This window comes from Bacilli bacterium (assembly GCA_035326105.1).
In the GTDB taxonomy this organism is placed as follows: domain Bacteria; phylum Bacillota_I; class Bacilli_A; order RFN20; family CAG-826; genus UBA7706.
In genome coordinates, this window is the sequence record DAOKYO010000002.1 from 665,325 (window position 1) to 691,936 (window position 26,612).

A 26,612-nucleotide genomic window follows, 5' to 3' on the forward strand; every position below is an offset into this window, starting at 1 on the left:
TAAGCAACAAAAAAAAGTCCCGTTGGGCGAGACTTTTAACTGAGGTTATCAACTTATGTCCGAATAAAATTGACTTTGAAAATCCACTTAATGGTGGGAAGCATTCAAGCCGACACTATAAGGCGGGGTTTAGAAAATAACCCGCCTTTTTTTATTGTGATCCGCTTAATGGTCGGTACGACATCGGGAGAATCATTTTTGGCATGATAAATAATGTAGTCATTATGATCAAAACCTTTGAACACCATCGAGTGGCCGGCATTTTTTTCAATTAGCGGCTCAAGGCTATGATGCATGCTTTTCCATTTGTTTTTTGTATAGCAGTATCCGGTTTGGTAGCCATTTGCGCCAAAAGTTGAATACAGTAAAAATTGGCATGATCCCTTTTGAATTACATATGGCCCATCGCTAATGTAATCATTCCCGTCCTTGGAAAAGGAGGGGGAAATACTCCATGGAATCTCACTGGCGCGAAATAGAACTTTTAAACTATCTTCCTGAATCGCCTTTAAATCCGGGGTTAACTTTCCATATACATATGAGCCATCGTTGATTTCCAACCATTCATGGCAAAAGATAATTCGGGGTTGTTTATTTTCATAGAACAAAGTCCCGTCAAGGTTAGTCATCATCGGGGGCGTAATCTTATCGCTATAAAGGGTAAATGGCTTTTCGTAAAGATCGTCGGTAATTAAAGCAACTGTGTTCCGTTTATGATCCTGCGAGTGAAAAGTGGCAAACATTAAATAACTTTTAAGTGATTCAACGTAATAAACTTCCGGTGCCCATAAGTCTTCTTTTCCCCAAAAATCATCATTGTTTTTTAAATCAAAAACGACATACGGGCCTTTAAAATTAACCAAATCTTCACTAACATACATTTCAAATCGACCTTTCGATCCGTCGGCGGTGGTGCCAAAAAGACAATATTGATGCCGTTTTTGATCGGCAAAGACAAATGGGTCACGCATATGTATTTCTGATAGCAATAATTGTTTTTCCATAAATATCTACCTCATTCTTTTATCGTTATTTCAATTAAATATGTTTCTAGAAAAGTCAGTCCTTTGCAAAGATTGATGCCAACCTCCATATAGTAACTTCCTAAATAAGTCTGCTGATCAAAGGAATTAAAATACCATTTTTGGGGATCAAGGCCTCTTAATTTCAAGAAACGGTACTCAATGTTTTCTTTCTTCAAATTACTAAAAAGACATAATCCGCGTTTCTTATCCTTGCTGACGACTAGAAGGCTCATATAGTTCTGTTTATAAGGAGTTAATAGATGATAGACATCGCCTGAATATATTAGATTTCGGTTACGCTTATAAATGGAGGCAATTTCAAAAACGGCTTTTTTTTGCTCTGCGCTGAGGGTTTTGGGGTCAAATTCGTAGCCGAAGATGCCCAGACTACTAATTTTTGCTTTGGTTGAATAACCGGCGGTATCATGTTTACCAACATGCGCTCCCATCGTCGATAAGGGGTATAAACGGGCGGTGGAATATTGGATAAATAAACGCTGCAAAGGATCCATTTCATCACTGGTCCAAACTTGCGGCATATAATAGAGCATTCCTAAATCAAATCGCCCCCCGCCGGAAGCGCAACTTTCAAATAAGATATGCGGATAACGGGTAACGATGCGGTTTATTAAATCATAGCTTCCCAGCATCAGTCGGTGATAAACTTCTCCTTGTCGATCGTTTGCCACTGCCAAACTAAAGGAATCAGCCACATTGCGGTTATGATCCCATTTGACATAGTCAATATCGTAGTTATCGAGAATGGATATTATCTGTGAATAAACATTATCAACCGCCGTTTTGTTCGCGGTGTCGAGAACTAACTGGTGACGAGATAAGGATCGATTTGTCTTTGGATCTCCCAAGGCAAATTCCGGATGAAGACGAAACAATTCACTTTGAGGGTTTATCATCTCCGGCTCAAACCATAGTCCAAACTTAAGACCAATTGAGTGGCAGTGACCGATAACGCGCTTCAAATCGACCTTTTGTGTATTAACCGTCCAATCACCAAGGCTCGTACTGTCATCCTTGCGTTGGCCGAACCATCCATCGTCTAAAACAAACAATTCCGCGCCCATACCGGCTGCATCGTCAATATAGCGAAGGATTTTATCGGTATCAAAATCCATATAGCAACCTTCCCAACTGTTGAGCATAATCGGGCGAACCGCGTTGACAAAATGCTTGTTGATAAGCTTTTCGCGGGTCACATTATGAATTGTTTGGGTTAAGCCGTTCAGTCCCTTATTTGAATAAACAATCAGCCCTTCCGGGGTCACAAATGATTTTCCGCCGGCTAAATTCCAGGCGAACTGTTCATCATTTATACCGACCTGAACGCGCGTCATCTTTAACTTATCAACATTAATATCGATGGCAAAATTGCCACTATAAACAAAGGAAAAAGCATAGCAAGTCCCATGGTATTCGCCCGCATCTTTTCCTTTGATAAATACAAAGGGATTTTCTTCATGACTACTGCGGCCCAAATTTGAATATAGTCGCTTAAAGCCATAATTTATTTCTTCTTCTACTTCCCGTCTTTCGTTGCACCAGTCGCCGGGAAAATGGATGAGTGAATAGTCTTTTGAAGGCAAATCGAGATTTAGCGAGTAGGCGCGCCTAATGACAATTGATTGTTCTTCGTTATTAATTATTTGGTTATTACGAAGAATCAAAGAATAGTCTTCATAAATTGTGTATGAGGTCAATAAAGTAATGTTCCGTTTTAAATCTTGCAGTGTAATCTCGAGCGTTTGGACATTTTCTTCGTCGCGAAAGCAAGGCATTTGTTTAAGACGGGGCTTCCCCTGATAAATGCGGTGGCTTACATAACGAAAATCGGTCGCTATACTCCCATCGCTGTCCTCTATTATAAAACTCGCTCCCCGTTTGTCCGCATAACCAAAACTTGGAATTTCAAGCATTGATTTCCCATCGTAAAAAGCATCCTTATAACTATTTTCCTGATTGCTATTCTTATCGAGAAATGTTCGCGACCAATCCGTATCCAAATTCGTAAATGCTGATAGGCTGATATCATCAAGCGGATTCCCTAAAAAAAGGTGCTGAAGAATATTGGCCTCGTTTATATAAAACCAATAGGACAAATAGCGATTTTGAAGACAAAATATTTTGCGTTGAGGATCAAAATTTATCATAATTACCGTATTTCTTTGATGTCGCTAGGGGTGATTCCCCTAGCGACCAATTCGTTTTTTTAATCTAAAATTGACACTTGATAGTTACTGACAGTGGCATTAACCTGACGTGAACCAAACGACATCGTATAGGGTAGGGCATATCCACCAAAATACCAGGAATTTAAGTCAACCGTTTCCCCGTTGATTTCTAAGGTGAAATAGGTGTTTCCATCTACAATCGTCCTAGTAATCGTCACCGAATTTGTCGCTTGCAAAGCCGTTGGATAGGCTAGTGACATATTAGGAGTAACCGGTAAATCGCCGTTGCTATTCCACACGGTAAGACCCGCGCTATCCTTGCCAAACATAAAGGTTACCGCCTCACTCGGCCCATTTTGCGCGCTGTTGGTTCCCCATTGATTGAGAGTCAATGTCAAAGCCGCACTATCGGGATCAACATAATTGGCGATGGCAAAATCAAATGATACTGAAGCATCAGCTGCCGGAAGGGAAAAAGCATCACCCAGCGATTTTGCCGCATTATCCTTAATGTTATTCCATGGCCAACTCGCCGCGGCGTTAGCAAAAGTTATCGTTTTGGCGGCATCATCAACGCTTACATTACTGGCATAAGTCGGATATAGCAAACGGCCGGCTTCGGCGCCGCTTAGCATTGCGTCGATAGCTTCACTGTCGGTTTCAACCGCAAAGTCACTGATTGTCGCATGCATATCGCCGACAACGAACGTCGGCATCGTGTCGACATCCAAAAACCGTCGATCATATCTTTCTTGCCAAGCAAGTTTATCGTTAACAAAGTAGAAATATTCATTTCCGTCGCGAATCGTCGACAATTTAACGCTGTCGGCATCAACTCCGAATGATAATTGAGCCAAACCATTGAGTCCCCATACTTGGGAACGATCGGTTGTTTCTCCCCAATTGTTGGGAGTCTCCATCATCACCGATTTTTTCTGATTACCGGAGGAATCACCATAGGACAGGTTGTATCCCCGCCAAACGTGATCGCCTTCAACCGCCGGCCGATCCCGATGGCCAATAGCCACGCGATTCCACGTCCAACCATAGTTTACTTCGGTAATGGCAAAAGTCGCTGAAGCATAGTACTTCTGACCATAGACATTTTTAAATACGCCTTCGACATATGGCCAGTCAGCATTCGTTTTCGTGGTCGCAACACTGGGATTCTCCGCCCGAATATTTGTGAAATCGAGATTCCCAAAACCATAGGCTTGATCTATCATTTCATCTTTAACGGCCAAACTAAAATTATCACTGACGGCTATATCCGTCTTAAGCGTTACCGAAATAGTAACGTTTCCCGCTTTTAAGAAGGTTATTAAACCCGATTCACTGATAGTCGCAACTTCTTCATCACTGCTGGCAAAAGACAAATCCTGATCACCAAGGGCCTTGTTGGACTCATAGGTGATTTGGAGGGTATCCCCTACCCATGCCCCTTCTTCCGTATTGGTAACCGTAATCGTCGTTAAATCTTCCGAACTAGACTCACTGACGGAAGTGGATGTCGGTTCTTCACTTGTAACCGAGGTTTCACTTGTCGTCGGATTTTCACTTGTCAGACCTTCGCTTGACGTGCTGCCCGTTTGACCGCCGCAAGCGGCCAAAAGCAATGAGACCATCGACAGTGAAAACAAATTTGTAAAAAGCTTCGTTTTTTTCATTTTTCCTCCTTATCTTTTTACATTAACCAAACGTTTTTGTTTGGATTAATTTCCCAAATTATTGTAGACAAAGTTAGTTACGTGGCTGCCGCTATATTCCCCGCCTACCCAAAGTAGATAGGCTCCGGTATAGTAGACGCCGGTTTTATTACTGTTATAGTCATAACTCACCAATTGCTCGTTGACATAGACCTTAAATTCGGCAAATTCCTCATCGACTACACGTTGAATTTTGACGTGGATCATAGATGATCCCGAAGCCACGGAACTCGTGGTTTCATTATCCTTAATGACTGAGGTTGGATCTTCCATGCTCTTCTGGTAGTCCCAACTCATATACCGCGATTTAATATCGCTGCCGCCTTGAAGTCCGCTTCGCCCAATCAGAACCGATTCGTTGACATTCGCCTGGTTATAGCGGACAAAGTTCACGCTCAATCCGCGGAAAATAGATTCCTTTTCGCCATTGAAAGTCATACTGTCGACATCGAAGGAAACTTCGAAATTGCCATATAGTTTGGTCTTGTCGCCCAAACTTCTAATTTTGTGATCTTTGCTTAATGTCGTCGTGCTATTAAAGGTGAAATCACTATCATCGATGTAGGTTACGTCCCCCGTGGTAAAGAACGATTTATCAAAAGCACTTCCCGCTAAAATGGAGTCGATTTGCGAATCATCACTGATTAATTCATAGTTGGTAACCGTGACCGGAATATCAAAACCGATGAAAAGCGGATAGGTATCCGTATCGGCATATTTTGTGGTTTCATCTACCCAGAAAAGTTTGTCGTTAATAAGGTAGTAATAGACGTTATAATCGCGGATCATCGCAATCTTAATGCCATCTTTGCTATCCAATTGATTAAGTCCATTCTCGCCCCATACCTGTGAACGGTCCGTGAGTTCACCCCAAGTTGTGGGCCAATCCCGAACAATCGTCTTGTTGTGATTATTTCCCTGTCCCGGAGCAAACGGCGAGAAGGTAAAGAAACGGCTGTCACTGTCGCTAAGACCTGTCCCCACGCCGATGCCTTGCCATGCCCAAGCATCCGCGGTTAAATCGCCGGTTTTGAAAAAGCCTTCGGCATAAAAGCGCTGACCCTTAAAGTGATTGAAATATAGTGCGTTATAGCCTGAACTGCCTTCTGTAGGAAGGGTTATTTTGGCATTGCTGGCATCACTTTGATGCGATATATCCCAATTGGAACTTCCCTTGTTGCTATAGAAAGTTCCGTATTTAACTTCAAATTCCAAGTAGTCAGAGACACTGTTATCGGCCGTGCTGGTGGCCATAATTACGACATTGCCCGGTGTAAGAAAATGAACCGCCCCTTCTTGACTGACCGTGGCAATCTCCTCATTTGAAGATTCCCAAGTCACTAGAGCGCTGGCTTCAGTCGGGGTGGCACTTACCGAAAGGTTCACATCCTCGTCAATCCAAGCGAGTCCCGAAACGGCACCGCCAATCGTAATGGCGGTTGGCGCGGCGGCGGCATCGACAATTATTTCAATAGTCGCTTTGACGCTGGGATCTAACAGTGTCGCGGTAATATTTGTCTTTCCTTCTTTAATTCCGGTTACGAGTCCCCGATCACTGACTATAGCGATACTCGCATCATCGCTACTCCAAGTGACATCTTTCTGAGTTGTTCCCGTAACCGTGCTTCTTAATTGCACCGTTTTAGAAACGCTAATCTCACTACTGCCGATAACGGTGATTTGTAATGAATAAGGACTGGTTGATGTGATGGAACTATCCGAGTTCCCCAGCGTATTGGAACTTCCGTTTCCGCTGCAACCAGCGACAGCAAGAATTGCTACTAAACCAACGACTACAGCCTGTAACTTTTTAACAATTCGCATGATTTTTCCTCCTTTGGAATTTGTTATTTTCTAATGATTAGAAGATGGCCTTTCCATCATTGGGATCAAATAGATGAATCTTATCTAAGTTCAACTTCAAGACGACTTCTTGATCGTTATCAACAACGCTCGTCACATCCAATTTGATGATAAGATCACTTTCATTCCATTCGGTATGGACGATATACTCCGATCCTAATGGTTCAACAAACGTTGTTTTGGTTTTAATTGTAAACGCGGGTTTCTCATCGTTATCAACGAGTTTTATGTCCTCGGGCCGAATGCCAAATTTTAAAGCATATGGGTGCTTAAGGGCATTCTGATAAGTAGCGAGCAGATCTTGCAATTTTTCTTTTATATCGCCCCGATCAAAATCGTAATTAGAAATTTCCGTCTTCTTAAATTTATTAATAATTCTATGGATAAAATCTTCTTTTTTAGGCGCTTTATTTATCTGGTTTTCATTTTCTTTTATAAGTCTTGAATCTAATTGGCTGAGGAAAGTGGCGATACTCTTTTCGTCTTGCATCACTTGTTTAAGTTCGTCAATTTGATGAATAAAGAAGGCCCTTATCTGCGCGTTAACTTCATCACTTAATTGAATTGTGCATTGATCTTTGAATTTTAATTGCCCGTTAAAATAGGTTGTATCGATAACGTTCATCGCCGGTGCTCCGATAAAATTGGCCACGAACAGATTGCTCGGGTGATTATAGATTGTCATCGGAGCATCAATCTGCTGAATAAAACCCTTATTCATAACTACAATCTTATTGGCCATGGTCATTGCTTCCGTTTGATCATGAGTAACATAAACGGTTGTCGCATGCGCCTCTTTATGAATACGGACTATTTCCGCGCGCATTTGCAAACGGAGTTTGGCATCAAGATTGCTCAAAGGTTCATCCATAAGGAAAATATCCGCTTTGCGAACTATCGCTCGTCCCAAAGCCACCCGTTGCATTTGGCCGCCGCTCAATTCTTTTGGTCGCCGATCAAGATACTTTCCTAAGTCAAGGATTGAAGCCGCCGCAAATACCCGATCCTCAATCTCTTTCTTGGGAACTTTAAGAATTCTTAATCCAAAGGCAATATTGTCAAATACCGTGAGTTGAGGATAAAGGGCGTAACTTTGGAAGACCATTGCGATATTTCTATCTTTTGATGGCGTGTAATTGCTAAATTTTCTTTTTATATAAAGCGCCCCGGCCGACACCTCTTCTAGACCGGCAATCATTCTTAGCGTTGTTGATTTGCCACAGCCGGATGGACCGACCAAGGCCACAAAGTCGTTTTGCTTAATTTCAAGGTTAAAGTTATAAACCGCCTGAACACCGTTAGGATATACTTTTTCGACATCAATCAGTTCCATAAAACTATCATTATCACTGATCAATGGATAATTTAAATCTTTGCTTTGGTTCATAATTTCTTACCTCTTTACGCCTGTAAAAGCGACGCCTTCGATTATTTTTGACTGGGCAATTAGATAAACAATAAAGATGGGAATCATCGCGATAACTGCGCTTGCCAGCGCAAGTGTAATAGCTTGGTAACTCTCACTGTTATCGCTGATAACCTTAAGCCCATAAGCCAGCGTCCAAGTTGAACGGGGGGCATTGCCGATAATAAGCTGAGCCCATTGGACATCGTTCCAGGCATTCATAAAGCCAAATAAACCCTGAACATACATGACGCTCTTTCCCAAAGGAAGAACCACTTTACGATATATTTGAAAATTGCTGGCTCCGTCCATTTTGGCATTTTCCACAAGATCTTTGGGAATCCCAAGAAAGAACTGACGGATAAGAAAAACCCCATAAATGCCTCCAAATGAAGGAATAATCAATCCCAAAAGCGATTTATATGCCCCCAGCAAATTCATGTTTATCAGCTGCGGGGTCATCGTCACAATGCCTGGAATCGTCATCGATAAAAGGAGAATGTGAAAGAGGCGATTGCTGTATTTGAAATCCAGAAAAACAAACGCGTAGGCGGCAAATGAAGCAATAACTAGGTAGATAAGTGTACCGCCGATACTAACCACAAACGAATTGAGAATCCAATTCCAGATTGGAAACCACTCGTTGGCATTGGAAGGAACATATTCCGTTTTTGAGAACAACTCCTTATAGCCATCAAGCGTAAAAGCACTCCAATTTGAGGGGAAGAATTTCTCCGGATAGAGATTAAAATCGCTGTAATGACGAAAACTTCCCACCACGCCCCATAAAATTGGTAGAAGGGCGATCACACTGACAAGAAGAAGGATGACAAAGGCAAAAATCTTACTTTTGTTTCTGCCAATCCAAGTACGCTTTAGCATGCTTATTGCCTCCTTTCCGATCTTTGGTCATTATCATCTGCAAAACGGCGATAAAGCCGATAATCGCTCCTAGGCATATTCCCATCGCCGAGGCGTAGCCAAACGAACGACTGCTTCCCATCAACAAATCCTGAATACGATAGATTGCACTTTTCATGGCATTCTGATCTGGGGTGTTGCTTGCCAGAATAAAGAGTTGCCCGTAAAGGTTCATATAGCCGATGAAGGTCGTAAACAAAGTTAAAAGCAATTGATAGCGAACCCCGGGAAGAGTAATGTAGCGGAATTGTTGCCACTTATTGCTTCCGTCTACTTGACTGGCTTCATATAGTGAATTGTCGATGTTCTCTAAACCAGCATTAAGGATAATGAAATTTCCTCCGATGCCTCCCCAAATACAGAACAGTCCAACCATAAACCAAGCGAGATTGGTTTCTCCAAACCAGTCGACCGAAATATTAAAGAAATTGTTAATAAAACCATTTTGAAAACTGAACATTTTTAGCAGGATAAGCCCCGTCGCTGTCAGCGGAAATATTCCGGGTACATAGATGGCCGCGCGGAAGAACTTATACCCGGGCGGATGAATTTTTATCAGCATCGCCAGTCCAAAAGGAATCACAATGCTCAACGGAACGATGATGAGGGCAAACTTGATCGTCGTCCATACGCTCCCCCAGAAATCTTTCACCAGAACCCGATTGGTAAAAAGCATAATGAAGTTATTGAGGCCATTAAAGCCTGACGGCATGAAGGAGGTTCCATCAAATTTAGAAAGAGAAATAATGATGCCAAAGATGAAAGGAAAAAGGAAAAACATCAGGAAACTGATAAGATAGGGTCCGAGGAAGACGCTTATTCCAAGCCCTTTCTTTAACGATTGCTTTCTTCTTTCGTGAGCGATAGACATCATGCTTGCATTTCTTTTCATTTTGAAACCTTTACTTATGAATATAGTTGAATGTAATCGACGCAGTCTTGATACATGGAATCAATAATCGAATCAACACTTGTATCGACAAATTGCGAGGAGAGAACCTGTTGTAAGCCTTGTTTGAAGTAAGAATCAATGTAGGAATAGTTTTTGGTTGCCGGGACGACAATATAGTCAGTGCTGGTTCCCCAGTATTTGATATATTGTTCATAGGCCGGATCAGAGGTATATTCACTGCTGGCGGCAACCGACTGTAATGCGGGGATATGTCCCCTTTTGGCCCATTCAATACCTGAATAATTAGCCATGTAATCAGCAAATATCATCGCCGCCGTTTTCTTTGTCATACTGCTTACCTGCTCAAGAAGCATAATTGCATGCCCCTCTCCTTTGATAACTCCGGCGCTGTCATTGCTGGGATCAACGGCAAAGAGATTTCCGAGATTTCGCGTGGTTATGTTTATTGAACCTCCGTCATTTTTTAAGTCGCGATCAAAGGTCGTCATGTCATTTTCATATACCCATGGACCATTGAGTTTGAATATAGCTTCTCCGTTGCGGAAGGGAGCATCGCCCACGTCATAATCGCTGCCGTAGGCTTTTGATAAGGCATAATTATTGGCTCCGGTTTCTGAAGGGAAAAGAAGATTTTTTAGCATCGTAAGACCGGTGATTGTTCCTTCGTCATCCCAAGCCGGAAGACCATTTTCATCGACGATTTTACCGCCGTTTTGAGCGGCTGCGGTATAACCTAGAAACTCATGTACCCACATATCTCCATAAGAGAATGGGAAGGGATAATACTGACTTTGACTGCTGGCCTTGCGCCAAGTTTCCGCCGGGACATTATTGGGATTTTCGCCGCGAATCCAAAGATTGCCTTGACTGGCCAACTCTATCGCCGAAAGGGAAACGTTTATCAGTTCCGAGAAATTTGTCGGAAGGGGAAGATTGTTTTTTTCCAAGATATCGCTGCGGATTTCCAAAATCGCCGAATGAACATCAATCGGTAATCCATAAACGTAGTTGTCCACGGTTGTGGCATCAATTAACGACGCGGAAAAATCATCAAAATCCAATACGAGACCGGCCTTCTCATAATATGGATTGAGCGGTTGCAACCAGCCACGATCTTCATACTCCGCCGCGCGAGCTCCGTGGGTAAAAAGGATATCTGGGGCATTGGTCCGATCAAACTCCATTGTCGATTGCAATAAAGTTTCCAAATCATAACGAGAAATATGCCTTGTTTCGACATTTATCATTCCGGAATACATGTCATTAAAACCGGCGATAATATCATCTTGCGTTTTAGCATCATCACCTGTCGTAACTGACCACATTGTTAAATCAACGTTGTCATATACTATATTGCCTTGTTCGTCGCGGACGATATCGCCGTCGTCAAGCGAAGAAGGAAGACTCGGGGCAGAATTGCCGTTATTTCCACAACTGGTAAGTGCGAGTGTGATAAGTGAAAAGGCAGTGAATAGTCTCTTTGATTTTTTCATAAAATCCTCCATTTATTTTAAAAATACTGGGCCTAATTTATTCGTCTTATATGAAGCCGTATAGTTTTCAACATATGGCATTCCGGTTTTCTCATCGAACTTCAGTTGATCGATAAAAAGGATTCTTTCATTTGGATTCGTGCCGTTAATGTCAAAGCCATGATAGATAATCCAGTATTGCCCGGCAAAATCTTGAATGATTGTATGGTGCCCGGTTCCTGCCACTTCATCGCTGGGACCAATTACCAAGTCACCATAGGGTTCCTTGCTCAATTCTTCGCCACCGCTTGCTTTGTACGGTCCAAATAGGGAATCGCTCACGCCTACTTTCACTCGATACGTACTGCTTGAGCCGCTGCAGCAGGTGCCCTGTGAACCGGTATAGTAGTATTTTCCGTTGTATTTAAAGACATAACTGCCTTCATAGTTAATATTGATGTCCATTGATCCGGTCGTATTATCTTCGATGAGCCAACGGATATTATCCTTATAGTCCGCGCCATAGAATGGTTCAATGCCATCATCGGTTAAACGGATTGCCGCTATCCCAAAAAAACTTCCCCATAGCAGATATAACTCATCGCCATCATATATCGCCTGCGGATCGATAGAATTTTTAACCCCGGAACTGACGCTATCTAAAACACGTCCATGATGGGTCCACGGCCCATAGGGAGTTGGCGATGTCGCAACCCCAATCCCCGGGTTGTCATCTCCCCATGTCGACAAAGAATAGAAATAATTGTATGTGTTATTGACTTTGATGACACTCGGAGCCCAAACACCGGCGCCGGCACTTCCCCAATTGGTGGCTTCGGGATAATCCCGAAATACGCTTCCGACCCATTTCCAAGTAATTAAGTCCTTGGATTGAAATATCGGTCCTAAGTCAAAGAACTGATCGCCCTGGTTGTCGTGGACTGGAGTATTGGTTGGATATAAATACCAATATCCGTCTTCACCATATATGACATCTGGATCAGCGATCGCCACAAAATACTCATTTCCATTTTCATCGATAGTTTTTAAAGGATTTTGATAGAGGGTCCGGCTGTAGATATTCTCATCGATACTGGTTGAGATGCCACTGGTTGTCGAAGTTGTATTTGATTCGCTTTGCGATTCACTTTGGGAAGAAGAGGCGAGTCCACAGCTGGTCAGAACTAAGACACTTAGCAGCGTCCAAGGTAAAAGAGCGTTTTTTTTCATATCTAATTCACTCCTTCAAGCTGATTGATGAATGGTCCCGGGAGCAATTCCTCATTGCTCGCCCGGCGATTTTTGACGTAAAACATCTCCGTGACCGGATCAATATATAACTTATCAAGGTAAGTAACCCGCCAATCTGGTTTTGTTCCCTGCGTATCATATCCGTGGTATATCATCCAGTAATCACCGGCATCATCCATAGCGATACCATTGTGTCCAACTCCCATGGCGCCTTGTATCGAGGGAGCTACAACTGTATCTCCCCTTTTCGGGCCAAACATATTTCTTCCTTTGGAATCAAGGTATGGTCCTGATATTTTGTCACTTTTTGCTATGACAACGTTATAGGTGGAATTGACTCCGCTACAGCAAGTACCCGTGGAAAGAAATAAATAATAGTAACCATTGTACTTAAGAATCAATGAAGCTTCGTAATTATTCATTTCAAACAATTCGTATCCAGCAAGAGCAACTTTGTTTTCTTTTTGATATTCGACGCCATTTTGAAGCCCCAGTCCATCGCTTGTTAATTCTATAAGTGAGATAAGTCCTCCGTAGCTGCCAAACACCATATAGACTTTGCCATCGTCAACTAACACATGAGGGTCAATCGAGTTGGTAACGCCGATTTCTTCGCTGTTAAACAATTTTCCATAATGGGTAAAGGGGCCATAAGGAGTTTCGCTGCGGGCAACGCCAATTCCGGGGTTGCCATCGCCACCGGTTGATAAACTATAGTATAGGTTGTAGTAATTTCCGATTTTCGCCACGGTCGGAGCCCAAACTCCAGCTCCGCTTGTTCCCCAATTCGGTGTGTAGTCGGCAAACGAATCCGCTTTGTAAGTCCAATTAACCAAATCGATGCTTTCATAAATTGGCCCGCGTTTAAAAACCGACCCTATAGTTCCATCGATAAAAACATCCGACTGCGTGGTATACATATAATACATAAGCGTATTTTCATCTCGGATTACATATGGATCGGCTAGATAGGTTTCCTTTTTTTGACCATTATAAAGAGGGTAAATTGGATTCTCATAAAAATTGTTTGTGCTGACTATTTCACTATCGCTTGATGGTTCGCTGCTTGAAGACGAACTGCCTGTCGGTGTTGAACAACCGATAAGCAAATTAGTTAGTAAAAGTGTGCTGAGAATTTTACTTAAAGATTTCATAATGGCTCCTTATTTTTGTTATCGAACAAAGTCGCTATCTAGTAATGCGCTAGCAAATAGGTGCCCCAATTTTATTTCACTTGCACTATCGAAATGATAGATATCGCCACCAATCGTCGGTTCATTCATAAATTCAAGTTTGTTGGCGATGGTATCGACATAAACGTTATTCTCGTCTTCATTAGCAACTTCTTGCTTTTGGGCATTAATTGTTTGATATTGAGCCCACGCTGACGAATTACTAATACCTGCATCAATAAATCCAATTCCCTTGCTAGAAGCATAATAGCCAAATTCCGATCGTAAATCACTAATAAAATGACGAAGATTTGCGCCATAATTTTCCGCTTGCGAGCTATTGGAGTCGTCCTCACCTTGCATAAAGCAAATTGCCTTAATCTCTGGATAGAGATCTAGATTTTCAAGTTTAGTTAAACTGGCATTGACATGGCTTACTAAGCCGGCGTAGCAATCGCCTGTTCTTCCGGAACTAGGCGAAGCCCAGTTGTTATACAGTGAGGTCGCGCCTACGGCATACTTCACGAGATAGACCGGTCCGTCATTAAGCGCTAACCCGTTTAAATGCTCCGCCAATCCGACTTCCGGCCCAAATTGCTCGGTTGTGGTTCCTTGACCAACTTTGGTCTTAACAAATTCGCCTCCGGAATGATTGCTATGTCGATTGCTATCGTAATTAATTAAAACTCCATCAAAGCCGCTGATGTATTGCTGAACAACGTCTTCCCCAAAATGTCTTGATAAAAAACGAATCCAAGATTGACCCTCCATATTGGATTGTCCGGCTAAAATGACGACTTGAACCTTATTTAAATTATTGCTCATAGATTCACTGCTTTCCGTGCTGGTTGTAGCGGGTGAATTATTGCTACAAGCGGTCACCAATAGCAATAGTATTCCCAAAATAGCGTGCTTTCTTGTTTTCATGATCGGTCCTTTTACATTTTTAGAATAAACCGCTTTAACGTTAAAGTAAAGCGCTTTTTTGCAACTTTTTTCAATCTTTTGAAGAAATTATATCTATTTAATATTTATTTGCTAAAATAAAGGCAATATGACAAATGTTTCATTAAAAGATTTAGCTCGGCAACTCGGCTTATCCGTCACGGCAGTATCAAAAGCACTTAACGATGCAGAAGATATCAGTGAACCAACCAAAGAAGCGGTTAAAAAATTAGCCGCCGAATTGGGCTACGTTCCTAATAGATTAGCATTGTCTTTAAAGCGTGGAACCACGAAGACAATCGCGGTTGTAATCAATGATTTTCGTAATCCGTACTTTGCCGCGCTCTGCGATATCGCGATTAAAAAAATTAACGCTAAAGGTTACCAGGCGAATTTCTTTTTTACCAATAAACACTTGGTTGCCTTAGATGACATTTATGAAATATTAAATAATAAATGTATCTCTATTCTTTCTTTCGTGGAACCAACTGACGAGGTGGCAGACTTTACGATGAAACGGAATTTGCCTTTCTTTCTTGTCGGAATCAATAGCCCCAGTCCCCAGATTAATTCTATCTATACCGATGACTATGAAGGAGGGAAACAGGTTGGAGAGTACTTTGTGAAAAACAATTACAAAAAAGGTCTTTTCCTAACCAATTCCTTTAGTGAAACCAGCTATCGCCGGTATAGTGGTTTTAGCGATGTTCTGGCCCATCACAAGAAGAACGTTAATATTATCCCTTTTTCCGGCGTAAGCGATGATGAGATTATCAAGAGTTCATTGGCTACGATAAAACTTAATAAGTACGACTTTGTTTTCTGCTTTAGTGACTATCTTGCCATTATTCTTAAACGAGCTTTAAAAACAATTAATTATCACGAAAAAATTATGATTTTTGGCTATGATAATTTAAATAAGTACTATCAAATTATCGAAAAGATCAATAGTGTTTCCGCTGATTACGAGGAAATTATCGAATTTACAGTTGACGAAATTATTTCCTATGCAAATAAGTCGCGAAATGAACAGATAAATATCAATAAAGTTTTTCCGACTTCAATTGTTTTTGAAAACTAAAAAAATAATAGTTTTTCGTTTTTAATTTATGCAAAAATTATTGATTGTTATTAAAATCTATTTTTAACTTTTTCTAAATGGTTAAATCGCAATTATTAACTTAAAGATGTATTTTGCAAGCAATGACATGATTTAATCATCGCGCTTTCAATAGAGTCTTTCTCATGCATTTCCTATGCAATCATAGGCAACAAGATATTCTACAACCGCGACTTGAAAGTAATATTCTTGATGTTAAATCAATTATACTTTTTCTTCAACCATCCCAATAATTTGGCAGAATCAAAAATTTCCAGTTCTTTCTTAAAATAATCAATTATTGTTTTGCCAGTTATCATTACAATTGGATGTCCATCTTCTAGTATTTCTTTAAATGCAGCCTCACCAATATATGAAGTAGTAACAATAATCCCGAATTGCGTATCTTTTATTCTTGATATAACTCTAGAAGTGTCATGCACGCCTAACCCAGAATCAACTGCATAGCATTTTGCTTGAATAAAGAAATCAACAAGAACTTTGTTTTCGGAAGATTTAAATAATTGATACTGACCGATACCATCATAGCCACCATCTTTATATGGTCTTGTCGTTTCAATATCAACAACACAATCATCTAAACCCATTACCACATTATTTGCAAATGGCTCGAAAGAATAAAGTAAATACAAAAAAAGATGACCGAAGTCATCTATTTCAGCAATTACGAATCGTTATTTTAACGCCACGCATCTGTCGATTAATAATACTGCAACAAGCGTAGTGAAACTTTGAATAAATTTGGTGGAGCTGACGGGGATCGAACCCGCTACCTCTTCCATGCCATGGAAGCGCTCTCCCAGATGAGCTACAGCCCCAAAATGGTTCTTTGCAAAACAAGTTTGCTTTACTATGATATGCAAAACATGGTTTTTTGTCAATTAAAAATCGCGTTAAATAAAAGAAAAAGCCAATATTTCTATTGGCTTAATCTATGCTATAAGTTCTAGCAATTCCGACAACCGAATAATAAATCGGTATTGTGATAAATAACGCCCAGGTTGGATGCCAAATATCCCATTTAACACCGATAAATAGATAGATGAATGCAATTAAAACCGGGTAGGCAAAATGTGAGGCATTCTTCATTTTAATCGCGCTCAATAGTGACTCGATTACTGGAATTAAAATAAATAATGTCCAATAAACGCGCCAGCCTTCTCCATGAGGCAAAAAGAATCCAAGAACAATGTAAGCAATGGTAATTACAAATACATTGATTGAGGATATGATGGCAAATGTTTTGCCAAAACGCAAACGTCTTTTTAGCGATTTACCCGATGTATCGACATGAACCATTTTGCTTTTGCCACCCACACTTGCATAAGCATATGCACTTGAAGACTCCTCTTCATCAGTATTGTCATCATCGCTTTTATCTTCCTGATGAGTACGAACATCCTGGGCGATTTCTTCTTCACTAGCATCAGTTTTCAATAATTCATCGAGTGAGACTCCATATATTTTTGCTAGACAAATTAAATTATCCGTATCCGGAGAGGCTTCGGCTCTTTCCCATTTGCTTACTGCTTGCCGGGAAAGGCCGAGTTTAGCCGCTAATTCTTCCTGCGATAAGTTATTTTTCTTTCTTAAGTCTACTAAGCGATTGGCAATCTCGATATTCATAATCTTGCCTCCTCTATCTAGGTTCATAATAAATGGTTTTAGGGCGGTTGCACTACCAACTTTAGTTAGAAATTTCCGCAACTTATGGTTGCAAATAATAAAAATAGGCTTGATTTAACTTACTGATAGTATAAATGAAGAAATAGGCATTGTCATAAAAAGCCTCTTATTTTTTTATATTTTTATAAATTGTTTCTTGACCAACTCTATTGAAATAAGGATTTTAAAAGAGAATCTGGGTTTTTTAAAAGAAAAAAAGTGGTTTTGTACTGCCACTTTTTAGCGTTCAAATTGGCGCGCCGAGAGGGAATTGAACCTTCGGCCTACCGCTTAGGAGGCGGTCGCTCTATCCGCTGAGCTATCGGCGCTTAGCGATAATATTCTAGCGCGTAATAGCACTTTATGCCACGACAAATTATTTTTTGTAACAACCACCATTGTTTGCACGCCATTCATCATAAGTAAGGGCCAAATCAAAATGGGCTTTTTCATAACGATAAAGAGCATGCAGCATATTATCGAGAAATGTATCCTCATGAAACTTATCCCGTCCGACCACATTTATAATTCTTTCCGCTCCATCTTCAAGTATATGATCATAAATATTATCAATGACATCCTGCGACAATTCCTTGCCGACATAAACTGAGTAATCCATATTGTTATTTCCTCCTATCCTAAATATAAAGTAAAGTAATATTTTTTGTCATTTATAACGCTTTGTCTAAATATGTGTCAAAATATAATTTTTATTGTTGGAATGCGAATATTTTTCTATATAATAAAAATAAGTGTGGATGGTAATATAAATGAAAATTCGAAAACCGTGTTCCTTAAAATCAGTTAATTTATCTTCTATTGACGCTATTTTTTGCGACATTGATGGAACGATTGCTGATGGAAACGGTGTTATTCCTTTAGAGGTAATTGACCGCCTCAAAGAAATAAAAAATCACGTTCGCTTTTATCTTATCAGTGGTCGCTATCCCGGAGCGATAAGGCCAATCAGCGAAAAGCTTGAGCTCACGACTCCTCTGATTTCCCTTAACGGAGCCCTCGTCGTTGAACAAAACGGGAATGTACTCCATGAAGCCGTACTGCCTAATGCTTTGGCATTAAAAGTCGCGGCGGAGTTGACCTACAATCATCCCGATGTGGGACTCATTATCTATACGAGTACTGACTGGTTGACGTTAACTCCGAATAATATATATGTTATAAATGAGCAGGAAATCGTCCAGGGAAAGGCCAAGCCAATTAGTAATATCTTTGAACTATCTTCTCAGTCAATAATCAAACTTCTTTTCCTAGCCAAACCCGAGACTATTCAACAACTTGAATCATATGTCGGTGAGAATTATCCGGAATTTGGTTCTATTATATCAAAGCCTTACTTTCTTGAACTACTTTCGCCCTTTGTCAATAAAGGACGCGCCCTATATGAAGTTGCTGAAGAAAATAATATTTGCCTGGAACGGGCGATGTGCATCGGCGATGGTGTCGCCGATTTACCGATGTTTGATATCGCCTACTTTAAGGTGGCTCCCGAAAACGCTGATTCTTCGGTTAAAAAAGTTGCCAACATTATTGTCCCTTCAGTTAATGAAGGGGGCATCAAGGAATTGATTGATCACTTGTTGTCTACTAAATAAAAATGGTTCATAGCGAACCATTTTTTATTAGTCATCACCAAATAACAAAACAGAACGGATGACCCTCCGGATCGAGAAGGGTTACCCAATCATCGCCACCAAATTGCTCAACCGTAAGTTTAGCACCCAGTGATAATGCCTTAGTAACTGCCAGTTTGAGTGCATCTTGATTTTTAACTTTAAAATCAAGATGCATCATCATCTGCGGTTTTCCCTTTTGATCAGGCCAGACAGGAGGAATATAGTCTTCATTATATTGAAATGCCAGTTTTATCACTCCATCGCCAGAGATAATATCTCTCCATTCTTCACCCTCGTTATATCGGGGCTTGTAATCCAGCAAAGCGGCATAAAACCGACTCAGTGTTTTTGGACTCTTACACTCTAAAATAACCGCATCAAACTCAATTTCACCCATTAATTCATATCCTTTCATATTTATTCATAATATAGCATATTAATTATCAAACGCTTTATTTTATGAAGAAATAATCGTTGGGTGCTTTTTTAGATAGTATTAGTTTAAAACTTGTTTTCCACCCATATATGGCAAAGCAATAATAATTAATAAAATGAAGAAGATATTATTAGATTTAGGGACATCAAAAACGCCGGCCAAAGGAATAAAAAGTAATCCCATTATAGATTTAGTCTCTGCCAAGGTAAAAAAACTTGAGCACGAAGCCGGCGATTTTACTAACACGAATCATATTTGTAGCATATTTTTTCATTATTTTATCTTATAGATAACAAGTATTATATTGCTTATTATATTAGATATATTGCTTTATTAAGCATTATATTGCTATTTATAAAATATAAATTGGTTTCTAATAAAATCGATTTCTGTTTGTTTTAGAAAAGCTTTTTTAGCAAAGGATTCCCATTTTAATAAAGCACTTCTAACTTCGTTTATAATAGCAAGGGCATCCTCTGATTTTATCTTCATATTTTGTGCCGCTTGAAGCAAATCTATTATCGTTATATTTTCTCTTTTAGCATTGATAGTCATTTGATGTTTGTTTGTCCATTGCCCGTCAGGATTATATGAATAAGTAATATCATATGCTGGTGCTAGTGACCATTTACCCGCTTTGTCCATTAAAAAAGATATATTTTTAACATGGTCGTCATGATTTCTTGACATCACGTTAAAAACCATTCTCCTAAAAAGCTGCTTATTGGCACTTGGTTGAATTCCTAATCGATACATTATATTCGCTGTTTCTTCATAACTCATACTTCCCGGCTGGTTGTAGTCTATATGCGTTAGAGCTCCCAATGTTTGCATATGCAGTTTTTCCATTTTGTTTTTTGAATTTAGATATCGATCGAATCTTCTGGTCATAAAGTGATAATAGCCATCTTTTTCTAATAATCGCGATTCCGTCATTTCGATTTTAGCTTCTTTGGCCATCAAGTAATAGGCATACTCTCTACGCGTAAATGCCGTTTCATCACCTTGATTTACGCCATCTAATTTTATTATCCAATAAGTAAATCCTTCTCCTGCATCAATTTGACCCGACTTAATTATTCCGGTTTTTTCGTTATAAGCGATAATTGCTTTAGCCCTGGCTCCCCCGGCTGAAGTTCCTACTTTTATTATTTCCTCAAAGCCGGCTTTTTCATCAACTTTTATCTTGGCTTTTTGATTGATTATTTCATTGCTTAAATTAACTAAATCATTTAGTTCTATCTCTTCCACCCGGTTGTATTCTTTATGTTTCGCGGGATAATACTCTAAAGCTCCCATACCTCTAGTGCCTACATAGCATAGTCTTTCCACAACGGTAAATGATTGTCTTGATCTTCCCTGCGCATCCAACCAGGCATCAATTATTTTAGTTCCATATCTGTCCGGCAATGAATCGGATAATAGTCCCGGCAATCCTTTAAAAGTATCCAACGGTAAGCCGCTGAATTGGAAAACAATGTTCGATAATGGCATAACAATAGGCGATAGTTGTATATGGCTATTAAGAAAATCATCATCATATTGAAAATATGCATAGGGTGAGTCTTCAGTTATCGAGACGGCACCGACTCTTTTGCCCCATAGTCTTACCTCAGCCACCGTTATCATTCTTCATCTCCCCACTTCCATGCGGATTTAGATTTTCTATTGACGGTACTGACTCTTTTTCGGTTATGACTTAATTTAAGAATATCAATTGGACTGACTTCATTTTCGGGAATCAATTGATTTATTTCTTGAAGAAGCCTTAAAACTCTTAAGATTGATATCAGATTGGATAAAGAGATGTTTTCCCCATTTTCAAAGCCGCTTAGAGTCCTCAAAGAGATATCCGCCTCATAGGCTAACTCTTTTTGCGTCATGGAAAATGCTATTCTTCGTCTTTTTACCCTCTTGCCTATTTCTGCAATTATTACTTCATTCGTTTCAAATCCATTTATTTTCATTTTATCACCTAGAGATATTATATAATTTTATATTGTAATGTGCAATATATTACTTTTTATATCAAATAAATCAACTTATTATGCAATTTATTGCAATATATAATAACCGGAATTAAATATAGATCCGTTCTATGGACATCACTTTTTGGCTTCCTTAAGCATGCCCGATACTTTGTGTGTTTACTCAAAGTAAAATCTTTCAAACTTAAAAGAACTTTAATCAAGCTTCGGATGCCAACATCATATAAAAAAGACTCCTTGGTTTAAGATTGGAAATCAGAATTATCCATAATCTTTAACTTTTTGGAGTCAGTTCATATTTACATGGTCGGAACGATGGGATTCGAACCCACGACCTCTTGGTCCCGAACCAAGCGCACTACCAAGCTGTGCTACGTCCCGATAAGCGGAAATTACGCTTACTTATTATAATCAATCATTAGCAAAAATCAAAGAGATTAATTTGATTTGATTCCGGTAATTCGCTTAAAACGCCAAGTTCTTTCAATCGTTCAATGTTTTGACTGTTGAGTTTTGTTCGACTGACTAAATCTTCTATCGATAAAAACGGTTTTTTCACTCTTTCACTAATAACCGTTTCCGCCGCCGCCTCCCCGAGTCCGTCAATCGTAATAAACGGAGGAATAATTGACTTATGTTCATGATTTACTTTAAATGAGGTGGCCAAAGAATCATATAGGCTGATATTCTCACACCGGTATCCGCGTTCAACCATTTCTAAGGCGATGGTTAAGGTTTTTTCAATTTCGCCTTCTTTAGGAGAAAGTGGCTCACCTTTTCCTGCCTTCCGTTCTTGAAATTCTTTTAAACGAGAAATGATGGCACTTTCGCCGTCAATCATCGCCTGTAAATCATATTGCTTGCTACGGACCGTAAAGAAGGTGGCATAAAACTCGAGTGGCCGGTAAACCTTGTACCATCCAACCCGAATGGCCATCATCACGTAAGCCGTCGCGTGGGCTTTAGGGAACATGTACTTAATCTTGTTGCAAGAATCAATATAGTATTGAGGAACATTGTGCTCCTTCATGACTTTTTCATACTCGGCGCTGACTTTACGTCCTTTTCGAACATCTTCCATAATTTTAAAAGCCAGCAAAGGTTCCACTCCCATTGACGATAAATACATCATAATATCATCCCGACAGCCGATGACTCCCCGCAGATCGCAGATACCATCGGCGATAAGTTTTTCCGCATTTCCGGCCCAGACATCCGTTCCGTGCGACAAACCCGAAATAATTAATAAGTCGGCAAAGGTCTTGGGTTTGGTGGCGTCTAAAAGCCCCCGTACGAAATTTGTCCCAAACTCGGGTATGGCCAAAGCTCCGTTGCTAACCTGCAAATAATTGCTATGCAAATTTAAAGCTTCAGGCGAAGAAAAAATCGATAATGTTTTTGAATCATTCATCGGGATATCAATCGGATTGATTCCGGTTAAATCCCCCATCATTTTTAAAGCCATCGGATCAACATGGCCCAATAAATCCAGTTTCAAAACATTGTCATGGATGGAGTGAAAATCGAAGTGCGTTGTCTTCCAACTGGCATCCATATTATCCGCCGGATATTGGATGGGAGTGAAGTCATAAACCTCATATTCCTTAGGAATAACGACGATACCACCCGGGTGTTGACCGGTAGTTCTTTTTACATCTTGACAACCCGCGGCAAGGAAAGCTATCTCCGCCTTGGGAACCAAATTCAAATCCCGGCCAATTCGCTCAAAGAAGCCTCTTACATAACCAAATGCGGTCTTCTCGGCAACCGTTTCAATAGTTCCGGCTTTGAAGACATTATCCGCACCGAGGAGTTCTTTTGTATATTCGTGTGCTTGCGCCTGGTAGTCACCCGGAAAATTTAAATCAATATCCGGTACTTTATCGGCGTTGAAACCCAAGAATGTAGCAAAAGGAATATTTTGACCATCGCCGATCATTTTTGTGCCGCAAATGGGGCAATTTTTCTTTGGAAGATCATAACCTGAAAAAACACCTTTGGCTTCTTGGGGGTCAAATTCACTGTGCTGACAATGGGGGCAACGATAGTGGGGCGGTAACGGATTAACTTCAGTAATATGCGCCATTGTAGCCACAAAGGAGGAGCCAACGCTTCCACGACTGCCGACCATGAATCCATCGTCATTTGCCTTTTTAATAATCTTATGTGCAATATAGTAAATAACCGAATAACCATTCGAAATAATACCATTTAACTCCGCGCTGAGGCGAGTGGCAACAATTTCGGGAAGTGGGTCCCCATACCACTCATGGGCAGTCTTATAGCAAATGTCCTTTAGCATCTCTTCCGAGTGTTCGATAGTCGGAGTATAAAGTTTGTCTTTAATCGGTTTTAAACTCTTTATGCTGTTCGCAATAAGATTGCTATTGGTAACAACGTATTGAATCGCTTCCTCTTCGGAAATGAAATTATCCGTTGTAAACTCGGTGAGCATCTCCTCCGTCGAGCGATAATGCTGATCAGGGTTTTCAAACGGAGGAATCCGCTCCCGATCGTATGGCGCCAAAGGATGATTCACCCCACCGACACCTTTGGCCATAATATAAACATCGCGATAGATTTTATCGCTTGGATTAGCATAATGGCAATCGCCGGTTGCCACGACCATCTTCCCCATCTCTTTGGCCGCTTTAATAATGTCATGGAGATAGGTAAACAGATCGTTTTTGCTTGCGAGTTCCCCCATGTGTATTAGATAGGAATAATTTTCCGGCGGCTGAATTTCAATGTAATCGTAAAAGGAAACCGCCTTTTTCAAGTCCTCTTCGTTCCGTGTTCGTGACATATCGAACACTTCGCCATTAAAACAAGCCGAGCCCAGCAAAAGATGCTCACGGTATTGCATCAAAACTTCGCGCGGGATCTTCGGAACTTCGGCTAAAAATTCGATATTCGATAGCGAAATAAGTTTGAAAAGATCCTTCATGCCGATTTCATCTTTCGCTAAAGCAATGACATGTACCGGCCGTAAATGCTTATAAAGTTCCGGCCTTGTTTCCAGATGGGCTAAATCCTCATGGGCTAACGAGCGATCATTAGCCGTTAATTTGGCAATCATCGCCTGCCAAACATTATTTAAAACTTCCGCATCATAATCCGCCCGGTGAGCCCGAACCGTGTCATAGTCAACTTCTAAACGGGAAGCCAGCGCTCCTAAGCGGTGAGCCCGGGCATCGGGGAAAAGATATCGTGACAGCGGTAGGGTATCAATGACCGGATTCGTGATTTTAGGTTTGCCAATCCGCTCCAATTCACTGTTAAGAAAGGAAATATCAAATTGGGCGTTATGGCTCACTAAAATGGCGTCACCGATAAAGTCCATGATTTTTAAGGCCACTTCCTTAAAAGTTGGTTTACCGACTAGATCGGAATTTTTAATGTTGGTGATTTTGGAAATTTTATCGCTTAAGGCATGGTCGCTTCCCGGATTAATGAGAATATCGATTCGCTTGGTAAGCATTCCTTTTTCAACTTTTACCGCGCCAAACTCGATTGCCCGATCATATCGGGGAGATAAACCCGTTGTTTCAAAGTCAAAAACCACATAGGTGGCGGCGGTCAATTCAATTGGAGCGGGATTCATAATGTAATCAAGTTTGGTATCAATCATGTATAGTTCAGCGCCATAGAGCATTTTTAAGCCATACTTTTTAGCCGCTTTCTGGGCATCCGGAAAACCCTGAACACAACCGTGGTCAGTAATTGAAATAGCGGTATGTCCCATATCATGCGCGACCTTGCAGTAATCATCGATTGTGCTTACGCCATCCATCGCTGATAATTTGGTATGAAGATGAAGTTCAACTCGTTTGGTTAAGGCATTGTCCACCCGCGGTTCTTCGGGAGGTAATAGATCTATGAAGTGACCCATTACATAGAGTGAGCCGTCAAATTTATCTATGTCAACCGCGCCTCGGATACGAACATTGTCTCCCTTTTTTAAACTCATAATTTTATCTAAAGGCAGTAAAGCTTTATTTTCAAAGCAACGGACATATATGGCTTTGCCCAAGGTATCGTTGACACCGATTACCGCCATCATTTTTCCGCTGCGTATCTGCCGGGTTTCAACTGAGAAAACATGCGCTGAAAAATCAACATTCTGCGAATTGGAATCAAAATCGCCGATATTCATCACCCGGTAATCGCCCCGATGAAAACTTCTGGCGTGGCGGCGATCTTCCTCCATCCGTTTCTTGTTTGCTTTGGCCTCTTCAAGCAGAATTTTTTCGGATTCGGCTTGTTCCGCCTCATGCTCTTCGGCAATCAATTTATGGATGCTGGTGAACTTATCCTCTAATGGTTCCTCGTCATCAGAAGGAAAGACGGCATCGTCATTATCGACGGCGATTTCCAGTTTTTCCTCCTCATCTTCGCCTGCAGGTGAATTTGCGTCTGCAGGGCCAGATTCGCTTTCTATAGTTGCTTCGCTTTCCGCAGGGGAAAGGCGCGTAAAAACCGGAAAATCATAATTTACGAAAGCGAGGAATGATTTAAAATCGCTTAATATAGAGCGATAGTTCTCTTCCTCCGCCGGCGAATTAAAAACGAATTCAATCATGCCGTCAAAACTCTTGTCCACTTTAAAGGAGCAGGATGCGTGGTAAATACTCGCGTACCACTCATAGAAAAGCTGAATTGCTTCATCCAGCGTCGGTTCATTTTGATATTTGAAAACCAACTGATAGTTATATTTTATATTAACTAACCCTTTTATAAAAATCTGAAGAGGAAGATAATCCCAGGGCTCCGTTTTTTCAATGACAAAAACCCATGAATCATCCGCTTCTTTATTTATTTTCAAAAAATTCAAGTCCTCAAAGCCTTCGGCCGAATCTAAACCGAGGGAATTTAAAAACCGATTCATGGTTTTATCCATATCGCTATCC

Annotated in this window: 20 protein-coding genes and 3 tRNA genes; 2 read left to right on the forward strand and 21 right to left on the reverse strand. The window is 40.6% G+C overall.

The window, feature by feature from the left end; all coding sequences use genetic code 11:
* Positions 1–104: 104 nt before the first annotated feature.
* Genes PKC96_07690 through PKC96_07740 form a run of 11 tightly spaced genes read right to left on the reverse strand, consistent with a single transcriptional unit; the run spans position 105 to position 14,841 of the window.
* Positions 105–1,004, reverse strand: coding sequence for a family 43 glycosylhydrolase (locus tag PKC96_07690; GenBank protein ID HMM01185.1), 900 nt, complete (start codon positions 1,002–1,004; stop codon positions 105–107).
* Positions 1,005–1,015: 11 nt separating this feature from the next.
* The gene (locus tag PKC96_07695; GenBank protein HMM01186.1) at positions 1,016–3,190 is read right to left on the reverse strand and encodes an alpha-galactosidase; all 2,175 of its coding nucleotides are present in this window, start codon (positions 3,188–3,190) and stop codon (positions 1,016–1,018) included.
* Between the two features lie 59 nt (positions 3,191–3,249).
* A complete protein-coding gene (locus PKC96_07700; GenBank protein HMM01187.1) occupies positions 3,250–4,878 on the reverse strand; it encodes an Ig-like domain-containing protein in 1,629 nt (542 codons plus the stop codon).
* 45 nt (positions 4,879–4,923) lie between these two features.
* Positions 4,924–6,741: an Ig-like domain-containing protein gene (locus PKC96_07705; protein ID HMM01188.1), complete on the reverse strand. Its 1,818-nt coding sequence runs from the start codon at positions 6,739–6,741 to the stop codon at positions 4,924–4,926.
* Positions 6,742–6,778: 37 nt separating this feature from the next.
* Complete coding sequence (locus tag PKC96_07710; protein ID HMM01189.1) at positions 6,779–8,113, reverse strand: ATP-binding cassette domain-containing protein; 1,335 nt, start codon at positions 8,111–8,113, stop codon at positions 6,779–6,781.
* A gap of 60 nt (positions 8,114–8,173) precedes the next feature.
* Entirely contained in the window at positions 8,174–9,067 is an 894-nt protein-coding gene (locus PKC96_07715) for a carbohydrate ABC transporter permease (protein HMM01190.1), read from the reverse strand.
* On the reverse strand, positions 9,030–9,998 hold the full coding sequence (locus tag PKC96_07720) for a sugar ABC transporter permease (GenBank protein HMM01191.1): 969 nt from the start codon (positions 9,996–9,998) through the stop codon (positions 9,030–9,032). The genes PKC96_07715 and PKC96_07720 overlap by 38 nt, the downstream gene beginning before the upstream one ends.
* A 14-nt stretch (positions 9,999–10,012) precedes the next feature.
* Positions 10,013–11,512 (reverse strand): extracellular solute-binding protein, encoded by a 1,500-nt coding sequence (locus tag PKC96_07725; protein HMM01192.1) that lies wholly within the window; start codon positions 11,510–11,512, stop codon positions 10,013–10,015.
* A 12-nt stretch (positions 11,513–11,524) separates the two neighbouring features.
* Positions 11,525–12,721: a family 43 glycosylhydrolase gene (locus PKC96_07730; GenBank protein ID HMM01193.1), complete on the reverse strand. Its 1,197-nt coding sequence runs from the start codon at positions 12,719–12,721 to the stop codon at positions 11,525–11,527.
* Positions 12,722–12,723: 2 nt separating this feature from the next.
* The gene (locus PKC96_07735; protein HMM01194.1) at positions 12,724–13,896 is read right to left on the reverse strand and encodes a family 43 glycosylhydrolase; all 1,173 of its coding nucleotides are present in this window, start codon (positions 13,894–13,896) and stop codon (positions 12,724–12,726) included.
* Positions 13,897–13,914: 18 nt separating this feature from the next.
* Positions 13,915–14,841: a sialate O-acetylesterase gene (locus PKC96_07740; GenBank protein ID HMM01195.1), complete on the reverse strand. Its 927-nt coding sequence runs from the start codon at positions 14,839–14,841 to the stop codon at positions 13,915–13,917.
* Between the two features lie 127 nt (positions 14,842–14,968).
* Here PKC96_07740 and PKC96_07745 point away from each other — a divergent pair, with 127 nt between their 5' ends.
* Positions 14,969–15,940 (forward strand): LacI family DNA-binding transcriptional regulator, encoded by a 972-nt coding sequence (locus PKC96_07745; protein ID HMM01196.1) that lies wholly within the window; start codon positions 14,969–14,971, stop codon positions 15,938–15,940.
* A gap of 239 nt (positions 15,941–16,179) precedes the next feature.
* On the opposite strand, the gene PKC96_07750 is transcribed toward PKC96_07745, so the two are convergent.
* The 5 genes from PKC96_07750 to PKC96_07770 all read right to left on the reverse strand — a co-directional run bounded on the left by PKC96_07750 (position 16,180) and on the right by PKC96_07770 (position 18,263).
* On the reverse strand, positions 16,180–16,566 hold the full coding sequence (locus PKC96_07750; protein ID HMM01197.1) for a restriction endonuclease: 387 nt from the start codon (positions 16,564–16,566) through the stop codon (positions 16,180–16,182).
* Positions 16,567–16,721: 155 nt separating this feature from the next.
* Positions 16,722–16,797: transfer RNA gene (locus PKC96_07755), tRNA-Ala, on the reverse strand.
* Positions 16,798–16,906: 109 nt separating this feature from the next.
* Positions 16,907–17,605: a helix-turn-helix transcriptional regulator gene (locus tag PKC96_07760; GenBank protein HMM01198.1), complete on the reverse strand. Its 699-nt coding sequence runs from the start codon at positions 17,603–17,605 to the stop codon at positions 16,907–16,909.
* 292 nt (positions 17,606–17,897) lie between these two features.
* Positions 17,898–17,973: transfer RNA gene (locus PKC96_07765), tRNA-Arg, on the reverse strand.
* A gap of 47 nt (positions 17,974–18,020) precedes the next feature.
* Positions 18,021–18,263, reverse strand: coding sequence for a hypothetical protein (locus PKC96_07770; protein HMM01199.1), 243 nt, complete (start codon positions 18,261–18,263; stop codon positions 18,021–18,023).
* A 151-nt stretch (positions 18,264–18,414) separates the two neighbouring features.
* Between PKC96_07770 and PKC96_07775 the strand changes: the two genes are divergently transcribed.
* The gene (locus PKC96_07775; protein HMM01200.1) at positions 18,415–19,257 is read left to right on the forward strand and encodes an HAD family hydrolase; all 843 of its coding nucleotides are present in this window, start codon (positions 18,415–18,417) and stop codon (positions 19,255–19,257) included.
* 34 nt (positions 19,258–19,291) lie between these two features.
* On the opposite strand, the gene PKC96_07780 is transcribed toward PKC96_07775, so the two are convergent.
* The 5 genes from PKC96_07780 to PKC96_07800 all read right to left on the reverse strand — a co-directional run bounded on the left by PKC96_07780 (position 19,292) and on the right by PKC96_07800 (position 26,602).
* Positions 19,292–19,675 carry a VOC family protein gene (locus PKC96_07780; protein HMM01201.1) on the reverse strand — a complete coding sequence of 128 codons (384 nt, stop codon included), beginning with the start codon at positions 19,673–19,675 and terminating at the stop codon, positions 19,292–19,294.
* A 387-nt stretch (positions 19,676–20,062) separates the two neighbouring features.
* Positions 20,063–21,343, reverse strand: a complete 1,281-nt coding sequence (locus tag PKC96_07785; GenBank protein HMM01202.1) for a type II toxin-antitoxin system HipA family toxin — start codon at positions 21,341–21,343, stop codon at positions 20,063–20,065.
* The gene (locus PKC96_07790; protein HMM01203.1) at positions 21,340–21,681 is read right to left on the reverse strand and encodes a helix-turn-helix transcriptional regulator; all 342 of its coding nucleotides are present in this window, start codon (positions 21,679–21,681) and stop codon (positions 21,340–21,342) included. The genes PKC96_07785 and PKC96_07790 overlap by 4 nt, the downstream gene beginning before the upstream one ends.
* A 325-nt stretch (positions 21,682–22,006) precedes the next feature.
* Positions 22,007–22,083: transfer RNA gene (locus PKC96_07795), tRNA-Pro, on the reverse strand.
* Between the two features lie 37 nt (positions 22,084–22,120).
* On the reverse strand, positions 22,121–26,602 hold the full coding sequence (locus tag PKC96_07800; protein HMM01204.1) for a PolC-type DNA polymerase III: 4,482 nt from the start codon (positions 26,600–26,602) through the stop codon (positions 22,121–22,123).
* Positions 26,603–26,612 lie beyond the last annotated feature (10 nt).